The following is a 15,797-nucleotide window of genomic DNA, read 5'->3' on the forward strand; positions in this document are numbered from 1 at the left end:
TCTCTAGGTGCCGCAAGTGCGGCGATTGGTTAGTGCTCCAGCAGTGCCGGGGCAGCACCCAACAGGGTGCGGGTGTAGTCATTGGTGGGCGCGTCGAATACCTGTGCGGCATCGCCTCGCTCGACGATTTGCCCGGAGTTCATCACGCAGATGGTGTCCGACACATAGCGCACGGTCTGGATATCGTGGGAGATGAACACCATGCCCAGGTTCAGCTCTGATTTCAGGTCGGTGAGCAGGTTCAGCACCTGCGCCCGCACCGAGACATCCAGCGCGCTGGTGGGCTCATCGGCCACGATCACCGCAGGTTCCAGGGCCAGCGCCCTGGCGATGGCCACGCGCTGGCGCTGGCCGCCGGAGACCTGGCTGGGCAGGGCCGAGGCCGCCGAAGCCGGCAGGCCCACCACCTCAAGCAGTTCCAGCGCCTTGGCCTTGCGCGAAGCATCGCTGCCGATGCCATGCACGCGCAGCGGGTCGGTGAGCGTGTCCATGATCGACATGCGCGGATTCAGCGCGGTGGCCGGGTCCTGGAAGACCACGCCCACGCTGCGCCCGAACTCCTTGCGGCCTGCGGCGTTGCGCTTGCCCACCGGCTTGCCGTTGAACAGCACCTGCCCGCTGGTGGGTTCCTGCAGTCCCACCAGCACCGAGGCCAGGGTGGACTTGCCGCAACCGGATTCGCCCACGATGCCCACGGTCTGCCCGCGGCGCACCGCGAAGTCCACCCCGTTGACGGCCTTGATCAGGCGCGGGGAGAACAGCTTGCCGCCGCGGATCTTGTGGTGCACATGGATATCCTGCAGCTCGATGATCGCGTTGCTCATTTGCTGGCTCCTTGAAGGTGGCTGCCATTGCCCTGGTGGCTGGCCCAGCGGTGCTCGCTGCCGGCGTCCACCGGGACGAAGGACAGGTGCTGGTCCGGGTCGGCGCCGGCACGCTGCGAACGCTCGGCGAAGCGGTCGCCGGCGGCGAAATCGTACGGGCTGGGGACGGTGCCCGGGATCTGGTGCAGGCGTTCGGCCTTCGACTCGATGGAGAGCACCGCGCCGAGCAGGCCCTGGGTGTATTCGTGATGCGGGTCCGAGAGCACCTCGCTGATCGGACCGGACTCCACCACCTGGCCGGCGTACATCACGGTGACCCGGTGGGCCAGCGAGGCCACCAGTGCCAGGTCGTGGGAGACGAAGACCATCGCGAAGCCCAGCTGCTCGCGCAGCTCGTTGAGCAGGTCGACCACCTGCTTCTGCACGGTGACATCCAGCGCGGTGGTCGGCTCGTCGCAGACCACCAGCTTGGGGCTGCGCGAGAGGGCCATGGCGATCAGCACGCGCTGGCGCTGGCCGCCGGAGAGCTCATGCGGGTAGGAGCGCAGGGTGCGCTTGGCGTCCAGCTTGACCAGGGCGAGCAATTCCTCGGGGGTCTTGCGTCCGCCGCGGCGGGTGAGCTGGCGCAACTGGTCGCCGATGAGCATCGAGGGGTTCAGGCTGGACAGCGCGTCCTGGTAGACCATCGCGATCTGCTGGCCGCGCAGGCCCTTGTAGACCTTGTCGTCCCCGGCCCGGGTGCCGCCATCGGAGGTGGCCGGCAGCAGTTCCCTGCCCTCGAAGGTGATGGAACCGGAGAGCTGGGCGCTGCCCGGCAGCAGCCCCATGATGGCCAGCGAGGTGATGGACTTGCCGCAGCCGGATTCGCCCACCAGCGCCATGGTTTCGCCCTCGCGTACCGCGAAGGAGACATCCTGCACGATCGGGGTGTCCCCGTAGCGCTCCGGGAAGCGGATGGACAGGTTCTTGACCTCCAGGATAGTGCGCGGCGCGCCCTGGGAGGTATCGAGCACCAGGCGGTCGGTGCGCTGGGCCTCGGCCGCTGCCAGCAGGTCCAGTTCCCCGCGCAGCCGCTCGGCGGCCTGCGGGTCCGCGGCCGCCTTGGCCTTGGCCAGCGCAGGTTCGCCGTTCTTCTTCGCCTGCTTCCTGGCCGAGCCCTTGGTGTTCACCAGCGCATCGGTCATGCCTTCGGCCAGCATGTTCAGCGCCAGCACGGTCAGCAGGATCACCAGGCCGGCGAAAGTGGTCGCCCACCACGCGCCGTTGAGCACCAGGGTGCGGCCGTAGGAGATCACGTTGCCCCAGCTCGGGGCCGGATCCTGGATGCCTGCACCGAGGAAGGAAAGGGATGCTTCGAGGATGATGGCGTCGGCCACCATCACGGTGGCGAAGACCATCACTGGGGCCGCGCAGTTGCGCAGCACGTGGGTGCCCAGGATGTAGAAGCGCCCGGCGCCGATCACGCGTTCGGCGCGCACATAGTCCTCGCCCCATTGGGCCAGCACGTTGGCACGGACCACCCGGGCGATCTGCGGGGTGTAGATGATCGCGATGGACAAGATGATCACCGGCAAGGTGTTGCCCAGCGAAGCCAGCAGCGCGGCGGCCAGGGCGATGCCCGGGAAGGCCATCACCATGTCCATGATGCGCATGATCGTCTCATTGGCCCATTTGGCGCTGGTGGCGGCCAACGCACCGAGCAGCCCGCCCATGACCAGTGCCAGCGCCACCGACCCCAGGCCGACCAGCAGCGAGGCTTGGGCGCCGAAGAGCAGGCGCGAGTAGATGTCGCGGCCCAGCCGGTCGGTGCCGAAGAAGTGCTCGGCGCTCGGCTTCTGCGCCGGGATTCCGGTGGCCAGCGGGTCGTGCGGGGCGATCAGCGGGGCGAAGAGGGCCACCGCGGCAATGGCCAGCAGGAAGGCCAAGGCGATTTTGGAGCCTGCCGGCAGCGCCTTGAAGCGGGCGCCGGACTCGGAAAGGCGGTTCACGAGGTTGTTGCGTGGGGCCATGATGCTCATCCCTACACCGTCCTAATTCGTGGGTTGATCAGCAGGTAGAGCAAGTCGACGATGATGTTCACGAGCACGAAGGTGATCGCGATGGTCAGCGTGACGCCCTGGACCAGGTTGGTGTCCTTGTTGGTAATGCCGTTCATGATCAGCTGTCCCATGCCGGGCAGGGAGAAGATCATCTCGATGACCACCGCACCGCCCAGCAGGTAGCCGATGCGCAGCCCGAGCACGGTCACCGGGGTGACCAGGGCGTTGCGCAGCACGTTCTTGGAGATCACTTCGCCGCGCGGCACGCCGTTGCCGATGGCGGTGCGCACGTAGTCGCGGTCCAGTTCCTCGACCATCGAGGTGCGCACCACGCGGGTGAGCGAGGCGGAGACCGGGATGGCCAGGGCCAGGGCCGGCAGCGCCATATGCAGCAGCCAGGTGCCCGGGCCCGATCCTTCGGGGGCCGCTCCCCCGGAGGGGAACAGCGGGCTGGAACCCAGGGCGAACCACTGGATGAGCAGGATGCCCAGCCAGAAGGACGGGGTGGCGATCGCCGCGATGGAGAAGATGCGGACCAGCTGGTCCGGCCAGCCATCGCGGTACAGCGCACCGAGCAGGCCGAAGGCCAGCGAGATGACCACGGCGATGACCACGCCCAGGAAGGTCAGCTGCAAGGTCAGCGGGAACGCGCCGGCGATCATCTGGGAGACCGATTGGGCCGGCGGGGTGGTCAGGCCGAAGTCCAGGCGGATGAGCCGGCCGATGAAGCTGATGTACTGGACCACCAGCGCGTCGTTCAGGCCGCGTTCCTCGCGGTAGGCCTCTTTGGCGGCCTCGGAGGCGCCCTCGCCCAGCGCGGAGGTGGCTTCATCGCCCGGGGCCAGCTTCATGATGATGAAGACCATGGCGGAGATGCCAAGGACCATCACCGGCAGCGCGGCCAGGCGGCGTAAGAGCAGGTTGAGGAAATTCCCCATGGAGTAGCTCCGTCGAGTATCGAAGTGTGCAGGTCATTGCGCTGTGCGGGCCGGGCGGCACGGCGTGGGTGCCGTGCCTCCCGGCCTGCTGCGCGGGGCCGGGGCCAGCTAGGCCTTGCGGTTCACGCCGACAAAGGAGATGCCGGTGGTTGGCAGCGGTGCGAAGCCTTCCAGCGCGTTTTCGTCCCAGGCCGATGGCAGCTGGCGGTGCAGCACCGGGTAGAGCGGGGCCTGGTCGGCGACGATGTTGATCGCCTTGCCCCACGCCGCCATGGCCTTGTTCGAATCATCGGTCTGGATGGCCGCGTCCAGCTGCTTCTGCAGCTCCTTGTATTCGGGTGCATCGTTCCAGCGGAAGCGGTTCTTCGGCCAGACATCGCCTCGGTAGAACCAGCTCATCAGCAGGTCCAGGTCGTTGCCGAAGACCGATGGGTCGCCCGGGGCGGCCACCACCGAGAAGGTGCCGCTGTCCACGTTGTCGGTGTACAGCGCGCCGGACTGCAGGTTCTTCATGGTGACCTTCACGCCCGGGATCTTGTTCCAGGATTCGAGGATCAGCGGGGCGATGTCCTTGACCCACGAGGTGTCGGTGGTCAGCAGCTCGAATTCCAGCTTGTCCACGCCGGCTTCGGCCAGCAGCGCCGCGGCCTTCGCCGCGTCGTAGCCGTAGACCGTATCCGCCTTGATGTACTGCGGGTGGCTTTCTTGCACATAGGAGCTGGCAGCCTTGGCGTTGCCCAGCAGCGCGGTGCTGATGATCGACTCGGTGTCCAGGCCGTAGTGCAGTGCCTGGCGGACCAGCGCGTTGTCGAATGGCTTCTTGGCGCAGTTGAACATCAGGAACAGCAGGCCGAAGGAATCGGCGCTCTTCACCGTGGCCTTCGAAGCCAGGCGGTTCATATCCAGGTACGGCACGTCCTCGATGGCCTGCACGCGGCCCGATTCCATGGCGGTCACGCGGGCGGCCGCGTCGGAGAGCAGGAACCAGGTCATGCCGCTGGCGGTCGCCGGGTACTTGCCGTTGTAGTCCTCGAACTTCTCGAAGACGATCTTGTCGTCCTTGGTGGCCGAGACCAGCTTGTACGGGCCGGTGCCGATCGGTGCGGCGTCGAAGGCGGCCTGGTCCTTGGAAGCCACGGCCTTCGGCACGATCTTGACCACCGAGATGCGGGTCGGGAACAGCGGGAAGGCGTAGTTCAGCGTGAACGCCACGGTCTTCTCGTCCTTGGCCTTCACCGACTTGATGAAGGGGATGAACTGGGCGAACAACGAGGCGTTGCCGGTGTCCAGCACCCGCTCGAAGGAGTAGACGACGTCCTGGATGGTGACCGCTTCCCCGTTGTGGAAGGTGGCCCCGTCGCGCAGGGTGATTTCCCAGCTGGTGTCGTCAATCTGCTTCGGCTCCGCCGCTGCCAGCGCCAGGTACGGTTCACGGGTGGCCGGGTGCAGGTCCACCAGGCCTTCGAAGATGTGCATGTTGGCGGCGAACGGGGTCGCGCCGGAGGAGGTCATCGGGTCGAAACCGGTGGACAGGGCGTAGGAAATGCCTGCCTCGATGGTGCCCGTGCCGGCAGCTGCGGTGCTGCCCGCGCCACCGCTGGCTCCTGGGGAGCAGGCGGCCAGGCTGGCCGAGAATGCCGCAGCAGCGCCAACCATGCCGGTGATTTTCAGGAAATCTCGTCGTGCAAAGGGCTTGTTGGCTACTTCGTTCAAAGCCATTCTTGCCACCTCCAGGAAAATGAGTGAGTGTTGTAGGACGTAGGATGTCCGATCTATGGTCTAGACTGTAGTGGACGTCACGCCGCATGGTCAACTGCGTCACATGAACTTCTCCGCCCGCCGAGGAAAGCAGGATCCGTTGAGCACGATGCCAGCCCGCCGATCAGATGCCCGTGCCCGCCTGCGCGCGCTGACCAATGACATCACCGCGCTGATCCTGGAACGCGGATTGCTGCCCGGGGACCCGCTGCCCACCGAGCAGGAACTCATGGCCGAGCTGGGTGTGGGGCGCAACTCCCTGCGCGAGGCGATCAAGGTGCTCCAGGCCCTGGGCATCATCGACACCCGCCACGGTTTCGGCATGTTCGTGGCCCAGGAAAACCTCAACGCCCTGCATGACTCCCTCGCCTTCCGCGGGCAGATGTCGCTGCGCCACCATGGCCATGAGGCCAGCGAGCTGGTCGATGTCCGCCAGGCACTGGAAACCGGCCTGATCGGCCTGGCCATCCGCGCGGTCACCGACGAGCACCTGGAGGCCTTGGAGCAGTGCGTAAGCCAGATGGAGCAGCACGCGGCGCGCGAGGAGACCTTCGTCGAGCAGGACAAGGCCTTCCACCGCATCCTCTTCGAGCCGCTGGGCAACCAGCTGCTGACCAACCTGCTCGGAGTGTTCTGGGATGTCTACCGCACCATCTACGATGCAATCGACTCCGATCTGGAAATCACCCAGCCGGCCAAGACCGCCCAGGACCACCGCGATATCCTCGACGCGGTACGCGCCAAGGACGTGGAAACCGCCCGGCAGCTGATCTCCGAGCACTTCCACGGCATTCGCGCCCTGCTGGCGAGCCGGGAAGTTTAGCAAAAAGAACCCTAAAGCATTCCTTTCACAGCTAAGCTGGGGTGGTGGACACACTTCAACGCTATGCACCCAATGAAAACCTCAGGCGCGACGAAGCGGCCTGGCGCGCACGGAATATCGAATGGCACTTCGCCGAGGTCCAGCTCGATCTTTCCAATGCCACCGATCGCACAGCCACCAGCTTCAGCTCGATCACCACGCTGAACTTCAGCTCCAAGGATCCGGCGGCCTTCATCGACTTCATCCACGAATCCGTGGACGAGGTACTGGTCAACGGCACCGCGATCGACCTGGAATCCGCAGTGCTCGATGCACGCATCTACCTCGACCAGCTGCGCACCGACGTGCCGAACACCGTGAAGATCACCGGGCGGGCGATCTACTCGCGCTCCGGCGAGGGGCTGCACCGCTTCGTGGATCCGCAGGATGGGCAAACCTACCTCTACACCCAGTTCGAGCCTTCCGAGGCGCGCCGGGTCTTCGCCTGCTTCGAGCAGCCCGACCTGAAGACCAGCTACCGCTTCACCCTCACCGGCCCGGCAGCCTGGCACCTGGCCAGCAACCAGCCGATCGTCGATGAGGTACTGCACGATGACGGCACCAAGACCGTGGCCTGCGCCCCGACTCCCCCGATCTCCAGCTACATCACCGCGGTGCTGGCCGGACCGTACCACGTGGTGCGCGGCGAGCACCTCCAGCGGCTGGATGACGGCGAAGAGCTGAGCATCGAGATGGCCGCCACCTGCCGTGCCTCGCTGGCCGGGCACTTCGACGGCGACGAGATCATCAAGCTGACCAGCCAGGGCCTGGACTACTACCACCAGCTGTTCGACTACCCCTACCCGTGGGGCAAGTACGACTCGGCGTTCGTGCCGGAGTACAACCTCGGCGCCATGGAAAACCCGGGCCTGGTTACCTTCACCGAACGCTACGTCTTCACCTCGCATGCCACCGAAGGCCAGTACGAGCAACGCGGCAACACCCTGATGCACGAAATGGCGCACATGTGGTTCGGCGACCTGGTCACCATGAAGTGGTGGGATGACCTGTGGCTCAAGGAATCCTTCGCCGACTACATCGGCACCCTGGCCAACGACGAAGCCAGCGATTTCACCACCGCGTGGACCACCTTCGCGGCGCGCCGCAAGGCCTGGGCCTACGTGGCCGACCAGATGCCCACCACCCACCCCATCGTGGCCGACATCCCGGACCTGCTGGCCGCGGACCAGAATTTCGATGGCATCACCTATGCCAAGGGCGCCAGCGTGCTCAAGCAGCTGGCCGCCTTTGTCGGCGCCGAGGCCTTCCGCGACGCCGCGCGCGCCTACTTCCGCAAGCACGCCTACGGCAATACCTCGCTGGATGACTTCCTCGAAGCGCTCGAAGCGGCCAGCGGCCGCGATATGGGCCAGTGGGCGGATGCCTGGCTGAAGACCAGCGGCGTGCCGAAGCTGCACGTCGAGTACACCACCGATGCCGGCGGCACCATCACCGCGGCATCGCTGATCCAGTCGGGCACCGATCCGGTCACCGGGCAGAAGATCGCCCGCCCGCATGTGCTTTCGGTCGGCGCCTACCAGCTGGACGGGAGCCAGCTGGTGCGCACCGACTCGGTGGACGTGGAGCTCTCCGGCGAATCGGCGGCCCTGGACTTCCTGGTCGGACGCCGGATCCCGGATCTGCTGCTGCCCAACGACGGCGATGAGACCTATGCGCTGATCGAATTCGACCCGGTTTCGCGTGCCACCTTGCTCGGCCACCTCTCGGGCCTGGCCGACTCGCTGCCCCGCGCCACCTGCTGGGCGTCGCTGTGGGATGCGGTGCGATCGGCTACCTTGGATGCGCAAAGCTACGTGCAGGCGATCCTCGATCACGCGCACGCCGTCACCGACGCGGGCGTCTTCGGGGTGCTTACCGACCAGCTGGCCACCTCGATTTCCAAGTACGTTGCCCCCGAGCTGCGCGCGGAGCTGCGCCAGAAGGCCGCCGCAACCCTCACCGGGTGGCTCACCCGGTTCGAGGCCGGCGGAGACCAGCAGACCACCACCGCGCGCACCTTGGTTCGCCTGGCCCGTGCCGGTGTGGCTCCGGAGGTGCTCGACGCCTTCCTGGGCGAGCAGCCCAATGCCTACCAGGTCACCGTCGATGAGCAGCTGCTGTGGGGTTCCTACATCGCGCTGGCCGCCTCCGGCCGGCTCGACGAGGCCGCCGAGGCATCCATGCACGAAGCGGCCAAGGCCAACCCCACCAGCGTGGCGCAGAATTCGGTTCGCACCGCGCTGGCGGCGCGCCCGGATCCGCAGGCCAAGGACACCGCTTTCGACACCGTGCTGATGGCGCGCGATGAACACGGAGAGCTGTCCAACGATGCACTCTCGGCCACCGCACTGGGCTTCACCATGGGTTCCTCCGCCCTGCTGGCACCGTTCGAGGAACGCTACTGGGCCGCGATCCTGCCGGTCTTCGAGACCATGGGCATGGAATTCGCCACGCGCGTGATCGAGGGGCTGTATCCAGGGCACCAGGATCTCCAGGGCGCCATCGAGCAGAACCATGCACTGGCTACCGCGACCAGCTGGCTGGAACGCCATGAGAGCGCACCGGCCGCCCTCAAGCGCATCCTGCTTGAGGAACGCGCAGAACTGGAACGCTCGCTGAAGGCCCAGGCCTACAGCCGCACCAGCCGCTAGCCGCTGGCCCTCCGAAGGCCGGCCCGCTGCTTATCCACGCAGCGGGCCGGCTTTTCCGTGCCGCTACACGCTGCCGGCGCAGCGGAGATGGCAGGGCCACAGCACCATGACTTTAAGCAAAACAAGGGTCTGGCCTCGAACTTGATCGAGAACAGGCCCTTGGATCTTGGCTCCCTACGGAACCCGCGCGGTCCATTGCGCGGTAGCGAATTTGGTCGCGGCCAATTCCTTCGCCGCCAGACGGGATTCGGCATCCAGCTGTGCCGGCTTGGCCCCGGTGCGCTTGGCGAAGGTGTCCATCATGACGTCGATGATCTCCATGCGATCCAGCTTTGTCTGCGACTTCAGCGGATCCACACGCTTGACCGCTGAGGTGATCCCCTTGTCGGAGATCTTCTCCCGGCCAATGCGCAGCACCTGGGTCATCTTCTCCGCGTCGATGTCGTAGCTCATCGTGACGTGGTGCAGCATCGCACCGTTGGCCAGGCGCTTTTGCGCTGCGCCGCCGATCTTGCCGGCAGGGGTCGCGATGTCGTTCAGCGGCTTGTAGTACGCTTCCAGGCCGATGCTTTCCAGCGCTTCCATCACCCAGGCGTCCAGGTACGGGTAGGAATCGGCAAAACTCATGCCATCCACCAGGGATTCAGGAGCGTAGAGCGAGTAGGTAATGCAGTTGCCAGCTTCCATGAACATCGCGCCGCCTCCGGAAATGCGGCGAACCACCTGGATGCCGTGCTTTTCGGCTTGCTCCATGTCCACTTCGTTCTTCAGCGACTGGAAGGAGCCGATCACGACGGCGCCTTCGCTCCAGTCCCAGAAGCGGATGGTCGGCTTGCGGGTCCCCTTGGCGATTTGCCGGGTCAGCACCTCATCCAGCGCCACTTGCTCGGTGATTGGAATGATCTCCGGGCCCAGGACTTCCCACTCGTGGTCTTCCCACTTGGTGGCGTGTCCCAGCGCGCGGCGGACGACGCGCGCGATGGCGTCTTCGTCAAAACCGAACATCACTGCGCCTTCACGCAGATTGTCGGTTACCGCATTGCGTATGGTGCTGTGGCTGGCGTTCGCTGGCAAACCGCGTAGCGCATCATTCAAGTCATCCAGTGCATCATCTGGTTCCAGGAAGAAGTCGCCATTCAATGACACTTCGGTGATCACGCCATCGGAAGTATCCAGATCTACAACGACTAATTTGCCACCGACTACCTTGTATTCACCATGATACTTCATGGTTTCATTCTATCCCCGGCTGCCCACTAGTCGAATCCACGCGCCCCCGGATTCGGTGGTTCGCAGTGGCAACATTCGACGCCGGATAACAATCGAATAAATATTCGAGAATACTTCCACATTCCGCGGTTTTCCGGGCCAAACTGTCTGTTGCCGGCAGGATGATTAACTATGGCTATACCCGATTTCATCCATGACGACGATGATGAACATCGTCTACCGTTGCCCCCAGCTGGCACTCGCACAGAATCCCACAAGGATTCGTTATTCAGCGACCATCTCGAACATCACCTGTTCCATGGTCCGCTGAAGCAATTGGCAGATGAGCTCTACGACGCGGGCCCGCTCAATGGCCCCGACGACGCCCTCGAACGGCTGAAGAAGATCCAACGCATTCAGAGCACCCTCGATGCAATGACATCTGTGCTGCTGGCCGATTCAGTAGAACAAGTCAGTGAATCATTTGCCGATATGATCGCCACCGCGGGGACCACTACCGAGGAGGAGGAACGCGAGGCTCGGAAAAGTGCTCAATACTATGGCGTTGACCGCGGAAGTGACCAGGTCATCAACTCCAACTTCATCGCAGAAGCGGCTGTCGCGCTGCGTGAGACCCCTCGCATGGTAGGCAAGCGGATGTTCTATGCCAAGGGTCTTCGCTACGCCTGCAAGGAAACCCTCACGGCTCTGGCTGCAGGAGAGATCACGCCCAAGGCAGCGCATGACATCGTGAAGTATTCGCAGGACTTGCTCCCCGAACAAATCATGCAGATGCAACGCGTGCTGTTGCCCATGGCGAAGACTGCGTCTGATGACGCGATATACCAACGCGCACGCCGGTTCCATGACAGGATGTGCCCGGAGGCCGCCGAACAAAGGCACAAGAAGTCTGAAAAGAATCGCAAGCTCACGCTATGGGATAACGAAAATGGCATGTCCACCCTCAAGTACTACAACAGTGCCGCAGTGATTCACTCCATCAAGAACTCCGTGAAGTGGCTAGCTGATCGGCATAACGATCCGCAGGATCCCCGCACCCGGGAGCAAATAGAAGCGGACGCCTTTGCAGACATCATCCTCAACGGCTGGCCGGACCGGGAAGGCACGCCCCTCAAGCCACGGGTATCCATCACGATTCCCGCGGTGGAAATGCTGGCGGATCCTACAAGGACCGTGGCTGACCTGGAAGGCTACGGCCCCATCCCACTGGGGGTCGCATTGGTGTTGGCAAAGGATGCGCCTTCGTTCCAGCGCGTGCTGACCGATCCATGGACTGGCGCCGCGATAGATGTCGAGCGCAGGCGCTACCGGCCTTCGCAGAGTCTCAAGGATCTGTTACGGCACCGCGATGAGCATTGCTGCTTCCCCGGCTGTCGCCGTCCAGCTGACCGCTCCGAGATTGACCATATAAATGGCTGGGCTCACGGAGGGCATACGACCAGGGACAATACGCATCTGCTGTGCAAGCAGCATCAAATGTTCAAGCATGCATTGGGTTGGAAAGTCGTTCCGCGTCCTGACGGATCCAAGATGTGGGTGACTCCACACGGGCTGAGCGCACTCGTTATTCCGGAAAGCGTCAAGCGTGTGGACCAATTCGATCATGTAAATGATCATTGCCCAGAGCGCCCTAAGGTCATTCCTTTGCCGCATATTCGACTCACGGCAGAAGTACGCAGGGTACTTGGGCTCAAGCCTCGCGTCGACATTCCAGACGAGGATCCCGGTCCTGAATCGCCGCCAGATGACGGCCAGAAGGAAACAGGCTGAGGACGCTATCCCGATTGACCGGTTTTTGGGTGACAGAATTTTTCAGTCACCAGCACCTCCACACCACCAATAACACCATTCACGCAACGGCGATGGAGCCAGTTGCTCGGAGCAGTGCGGCCAAGACGTCGGCTTCGACGAGTCAGCGAATCCTTATTAAGCCGCCACTGGAAACCCCGACGGCTATAGCACCGAAAAGCTCTGGGCAATCGCTCCTGACAATATTTTTCAGTCAATGGCGCCTCCAGGCAACTGCCAAAATGCCCGATGCGCACCGCTGTGCCAAAAACGGGACCTCTACGACAGTTCCGTGAAAACATTTTTCAGTCATCCCCGGCTGCCCCGACGGCTATTGCGCCGAACGACGCTGGGGCGAACGCTGCTGACAATATTTTTCAGTCACTGGCGCATCGAGACGACTACCAAAATGCCACTAGCGCATCGCGGCGCGAAAAAGGAATCCTCCTAGTCAGTTAAGTGAGAGCATTTTTCAGTCATCTCCTGCCGCCCCGACGGCTATTGAGCCGGAAGACGCTGGGGCGGACGCTGCTGACAATATTTTTCAGTCACTGGCGCATCCAGGAAACTGCCAAGATGCCGCGATGCGCATCGTGGCGCGAAAAACGAATCCTCTTAGACGGTTCCGTGAAAACATTTTTCAGTCACTGATGGACAGGTGTGCTGTTAAAGCAGCAGCGGCGTGTTTCCAAATACTGGAAACACGCCGCGAAAGCTTGCTAGGGGCGAAGTATTACTTCTTGCCGCCGAAGCCCTTGAAGCGGGCGTTGAAGCGCTCGACACGACCAGCGGTGTCCATGATGCGCTGCTTGCCGGTGTAGAACGGGTGCGAAGCTGCCGAGATTTCGACGTCGATTACTGGGTAGGTGTTGCCATCTTCCCATTCGATGGTCTTGTCCGACTTAGCGGTCGAACGGGTCAGGATCTTCTCGCCGGATGCCAGGTCGTTGAAGACAACTGGGCCGTACTGTGGATGGATATCAGCCTTCATAGCTATACACCTTTTTTGTTTATGGCCACTGGATTTTGCCAGTAGCTACTTACTCGGAAATTGTGTCCCGCATTCAGGGCTCCATGAAGAGACCTCAATGCACAGACAGTCCATCCTATCGCAAAAGCGGCGGCGGCAGAAACCTTCTTAGCGTGGCGCGGAGCACAAATGCCAGAATGCAATTGCGCTAGCGGCACCAACATTCAGGGAATCCACTTCGCGGTACATAGGGATGATCACGGTCCGGTCAACGGCGGCCAGAGCTTCATCGGTAACTCCCCTGCCTTCGTTGCCCAAGATCATGGCGACCTTCTGGCCAGACTTGATCTCTACTTCGTTTAGCGGGATCGCGTCCTCGGTCAGTTCCATGGCGAGCATCTCGTAGCCATGCCTCTTCAAGGTCTGGATGTCCTCTGGCCACGACAGCATGCGTACCCAAGGAAGGTCGAAGACCGTCCCCATTGAGACGCGGGCGCTGCGACGGTACCAGGGGTCCACGCATTTGGGGGTGAGCAGCACGGCGTCAACGCCGAGCCCTGAAGCCGAACGGATAATTGCGCCGAGGTTAGTATGGTCGGCGATGTCTTCCAAGATGGCAACGCGCGAACTGGCTTCAAGCACTTCGTCCAGATCCAGCGGTTCGGGACGATTCATCGCTGCCATGGCGCCGCGGTGCAAGTGGAAGCCGACCAGATCCTGGAGCTGCCGATCATCCCCAATGAAAATCGGCGCGTCCGGGAAACGGTTGAACTCCTCGGTTAGCTGGTCCAGATGCTTTTCGGCGAGCAAGAAGCTGCGCGGCACGTGTCCCGCGTTGATCGCACGCTGAACCACTTTGGTGCTCTCGGCAATGTAGAGGCCGTTTTCCACATCGCTACGCATACGCAGGTTCGCTTCGGAGAGCCGGAGGTACTCGTCGAGGCGGGAATCAGCCAGATCCGCGACCGGCAGGATCCGTTCAGGGTTGAGAATTTCAACCACGAGCTACACCAACTTGTAGAGCATGTTGCCCAGGGCAACCAGGCCCAGGATGACGATGACCAGGCGCAGCAGCCCAGGCGAGAGCTTGCGGCCAATCTTGGCGCCGGCAAATCCGCCGATCAGCGAGCCGACAGCGATAAGCAGGACGACGAGCCAATTGATGCGTTCCGGCGCAATGATCAGGTACATCGCGGCCGCCACGAGATTCACGATCAGGGAGAGGATGACCTTGATTGCATTGGACTGCTGCAGGGATGCTTGCAAGAACACGCCGAATACCGCCATCAGCAGGACTCCCTGCGCGGCGGTGAAGTAGCCGCCGTAGACACCGATGATGAACACCAGGATGTAGAGGACCATTGGAATCTGGGCGCGATCTGCATCATCCGGGTCGGTGCCGCCGGAAGCGGCCTGCCGGGTCTTCGCCCACTTCGCAAGACGGGGCTGGAAGATCACCAGCACCAGCGCGCAAACCAGCAGCACCGGCGCAACGATGCCGAAGACGGACTCCGGCAGGTTCAGGAGGAGCAAGGAACCGATCAACCCGCCGACCAGTGAAACCGGCACGAGTTTGAGCAGCGTCTTCTTGACGCTGGCAGCTTCTCGACGGTACCCCCAGGCACCGGAGAAGCCACCAGCAACCAGACCCATGGCGTTGGAGACGACGGCATTCACCGGAGCCATGCCCAACGCCACGAGAATGGGGAAAGTGACCAACGTGCCCGAACCGACGACGGTGTTGATAGTTCCGGCCCACAGTCCGCCAATGAAGACCAGGGCTTCGCGCCAAAATTCGATCACGTGGAATTTTCCCCTTTAGTTATTGCTGTTAGCTGCGTGCAAAAGCAGAGTAGCGTCCACCTTCACGGCGCAGGCTCAGCGGCATGCCGTAGGTTGCTTCCAGGTTCGCTTCGTTCAGCGTGGATTCGATCTCGCCGGCAGCGACAACTTCGCCGTTGCGCATCATCAAGATGTGGGTGAATCCCGCTGGCACCTCTTCAAGGTGGTGGGTTACCAGAACCAGGGCCGGGGCATCCTCGTCGGCTGCCAGTTCCGCCAGCTTGCCAACCAGGTCTTCGCGCCCGGCAAGGTCCAAGCCTGCTGCAGGCTCATCGAGGATCAGCAGTTCGGGATCGGTCATCAAGGCACGGGCGATCAGCACGCGCTTGCGCTCGCCTTCGGAAAGCTTGCCGAAAGGCTGGTTCATGAAGGTGGACATGCCCCAGTTGTGCAGCAGATGGAAAGCACGGCGCTCATCGAGCTTCTCGTACTTCTCGCGCCAGCGACCGGTCATGCCGTAAGCCGCGGTGAGTACTACGTTAAGCGCGGTTTCGTTGGCTGGAATGGAGTTGGCAACCAGGGCTGAGCTCAGGCCGATCAACGGACGCAGATCGAAGACCGACACCTTGCCCAAACGTTCGCCAAGGATATCCGCGGTACCGCGGGTTGGGTGCAGCCGGGTGGCCGCAATGTTCATCAAGGTCGACTTGCCGGCGCCATTGGGGCCGATCACAATCCACCGCTGTCCTTCTTTGACTTCCCAGGACACGTCCTTGAGTAGGTCTTTTCGCCCGCGTACAACGCTGACATCTTTGAAAGTTAGCACTTCGCTCATGGTATTCAAGATTAGACTTTTCGCCCCTGTTTCACTAATTGGAAATGCCGGACGGGGCCTGAGATCGCCGGATTGACCTGTATTGCGTCCAACGGCAATACTAGTTCGCTCCCCTGGGCC

At 62.8% G+C, this 15,797-nt stretch carries 12 protein-coding genes; 3 read left to right on the forward strand and 9 right to left on the reverse strand.

Going from position 1 to position 15,797, the window contains the following annotated elements:
- Positions 1–29: 29 nt before the first annotated feature.
- The 4 genes from ACP3TE_RS17250 to ACP3TE_RS17265 form a co-directional block, all read right to left on the reverse strand.
- Positions 30–824, reverse strand: coding sequence for an ABC transporter ATP-binding protein (locus tag ACP3TE_RS17250; protein ID WP_105657809.1), 795 nt, complete (start codon positions 822–824; stop codon positions 30–32).
- Positions 821–2,842, reverse strand: coding sequence for a dipeptide/oligopeptide/nickel ABC transporter permease/ATP-binding protein (locus tag ACP3TE_RS17255; protein WP_402734855.1), 2,022 nt, complete (start codon positions 2,840–2,842; stop codon positions 821–823). Before ACP3TE_RS17255 ends, ACP3TE_RS17250 begins: the two co-directional genes overlap by 4 nt.
- Positions 2,843–2,844: 2 nt before the next feature.
- Positions 2,845–3,801, reverse strand: a complete 957-nt coding sequence (locus ACP3TE_RS17260) for an ABC transporter permease (RefSeq protein WP_332488901.1) — start codon at positions 3,799–3,801, stop codon at positions 2,845–2,847.
- Between the two features lie 108 nt (positions 3,802–3,909).
- Positions 3,910–5,520 carry an ABC transporter substrate-binding protein gene (locus ACP3TE_RS17265; protein WP_426734494.1) on the reverse strand — a complete coding sequence of 537 codons (1,611 nt, stop codon included), beginning with the start codon at positions 5,518–5,520 and terminating at the stop codon, positions 3,910–3,912.
- A 103-nt stretch (positions 5,521–5,623) separates the two neighbouring features.
- Between ACP3TE_RS17265 and ACP3TE_RS17270 the strand changes: the two genes are divergently transcribed.
- Positions 5,624–6,382, forward strand: coding sequence for a FadR/GntR family transcriptional regulator (locus tag ACP3TE_RS17270; protein ID WP_286172099.1), 759 nt, complete (start codon positions 5,624–5,626; stop codon positions 6,380–6,382).
- Between the two features lie 44 nt (positions 6,383–6,426).
- A complete protein-coding gene (pepN, locus tag ACP3TE_RS17275; protein ID WP_426734496.1) occupies positions 6,427–9,072 on the forward strand; it encodes an aminopeptidase N in 2,646 nt (881 codons plus the stop codon).
- A gap of 174 nt (positions 9,073–9,246) precedes the next feature.
- Here pepN and ACP3TE_RS17280 read toward each other — a convergent pair whose 3' ends face one another.
- On the reverse strand, positions 9,247–10,302 hold the full coding sequence (locus ACP3TE_RS17280; RefSeq protein WP_426734498.1) for a lipoate--protein ligase family protein: 1,056 nt from the start codon (positions 10,300–10,302) through the stop codon (positions 9,247–9,249).
- Between the two features lie 171 nt (positions 10,303–10,473).
- On the opposite strand from ACP3TE_RS17280, the gene ACP3TE_RS17285 reads away from it, so the two are divergent.
- On the forward strand, positions 10,474–12,072 hold the full coding sequence (locus ACP3TE_RS17285; RefSeq protein ID WP_426734500.1) for a DUF222 domain-containing protein: 1,599 nt from the start codon (positions 10,474–10,476) through the stop codon (positions 12,070–12,072).
- Positions 12,073–12,823: 751 nt separating this feature from the next.
- Here ACP3TE_RS17285 and ACP3TE_RS17290 read toward each other — a convergent pair.
- The 4 genes from ACP3TE_RS17290 to ACP3TE_RS17305 all read right to left on the reverse strand — a co-directional run bounded on the left by ACP3TE_RS17290 (position 12,824) and on the right by ACP3TE_RS17305 (position 15,677).
- On the reverse strand, positions 12,824–13,081 hold the full coding sequence (locus ACP3TE_RS17290; protein ID WP_013348950.1) for a type B 50S ribosomal protein L31: 258 nt from the start codon (positions 13,079–13,081) through the stop codon (positions 12,824–12,826).
- Positions 13,082–13,228: 147 nt separating this feature from the next.
- Positions 13,229–14,062 carry a TrmH family RNA methyltransferase gene (locus ACP3TE_RS17295; RefSeq protein ID WP_426734502.1) on the reverse strand — a complete coding sequence of 278 codons (834 nt, stop codon included), beginning with the start codon at positions 14,060–14,062 and terminating at the stop codon, positions 13,229–13,231.
- 3 nt (positions 14,063–14,065) lie between these two features.
- Positions 14,066–14,863 (reverse strand): sulfite exporter TauE/SafE family protein, encoded by a 798-nt coding sequence (locus ACP3TE_RS17300; RefSeq protein ID WP_133833401.1) that lies wholly within the window; start codon positions 14,861–14,863, stop codon positions 14,066–14,068.
- A gap of 28 nt (positions 14,864–14,891) precedes the next feature.
- Entirely contained in the window at positions 14,892–15,677 is a 786-nt protein-coding gene (locus ACP3TE_RS17305) for an ABC transporter ATP-binding protein (RefSeq protein WP_332728407.1), read from the reverse strand.
- Positions 15,678–15,797: the final 120 nt, after the last annotated feature.

The sequence above is a fragment of the Glutamicibacter sp. 2E12 genome (assembly GCF_050030965.1).
In the GTDB taxonomy this organism is placed as follows: domain Bacteria; phylum Actinomycetota; class Actinomycetes; order Actinomycetales; family Micrococcaceae; genus Glutamicibacter.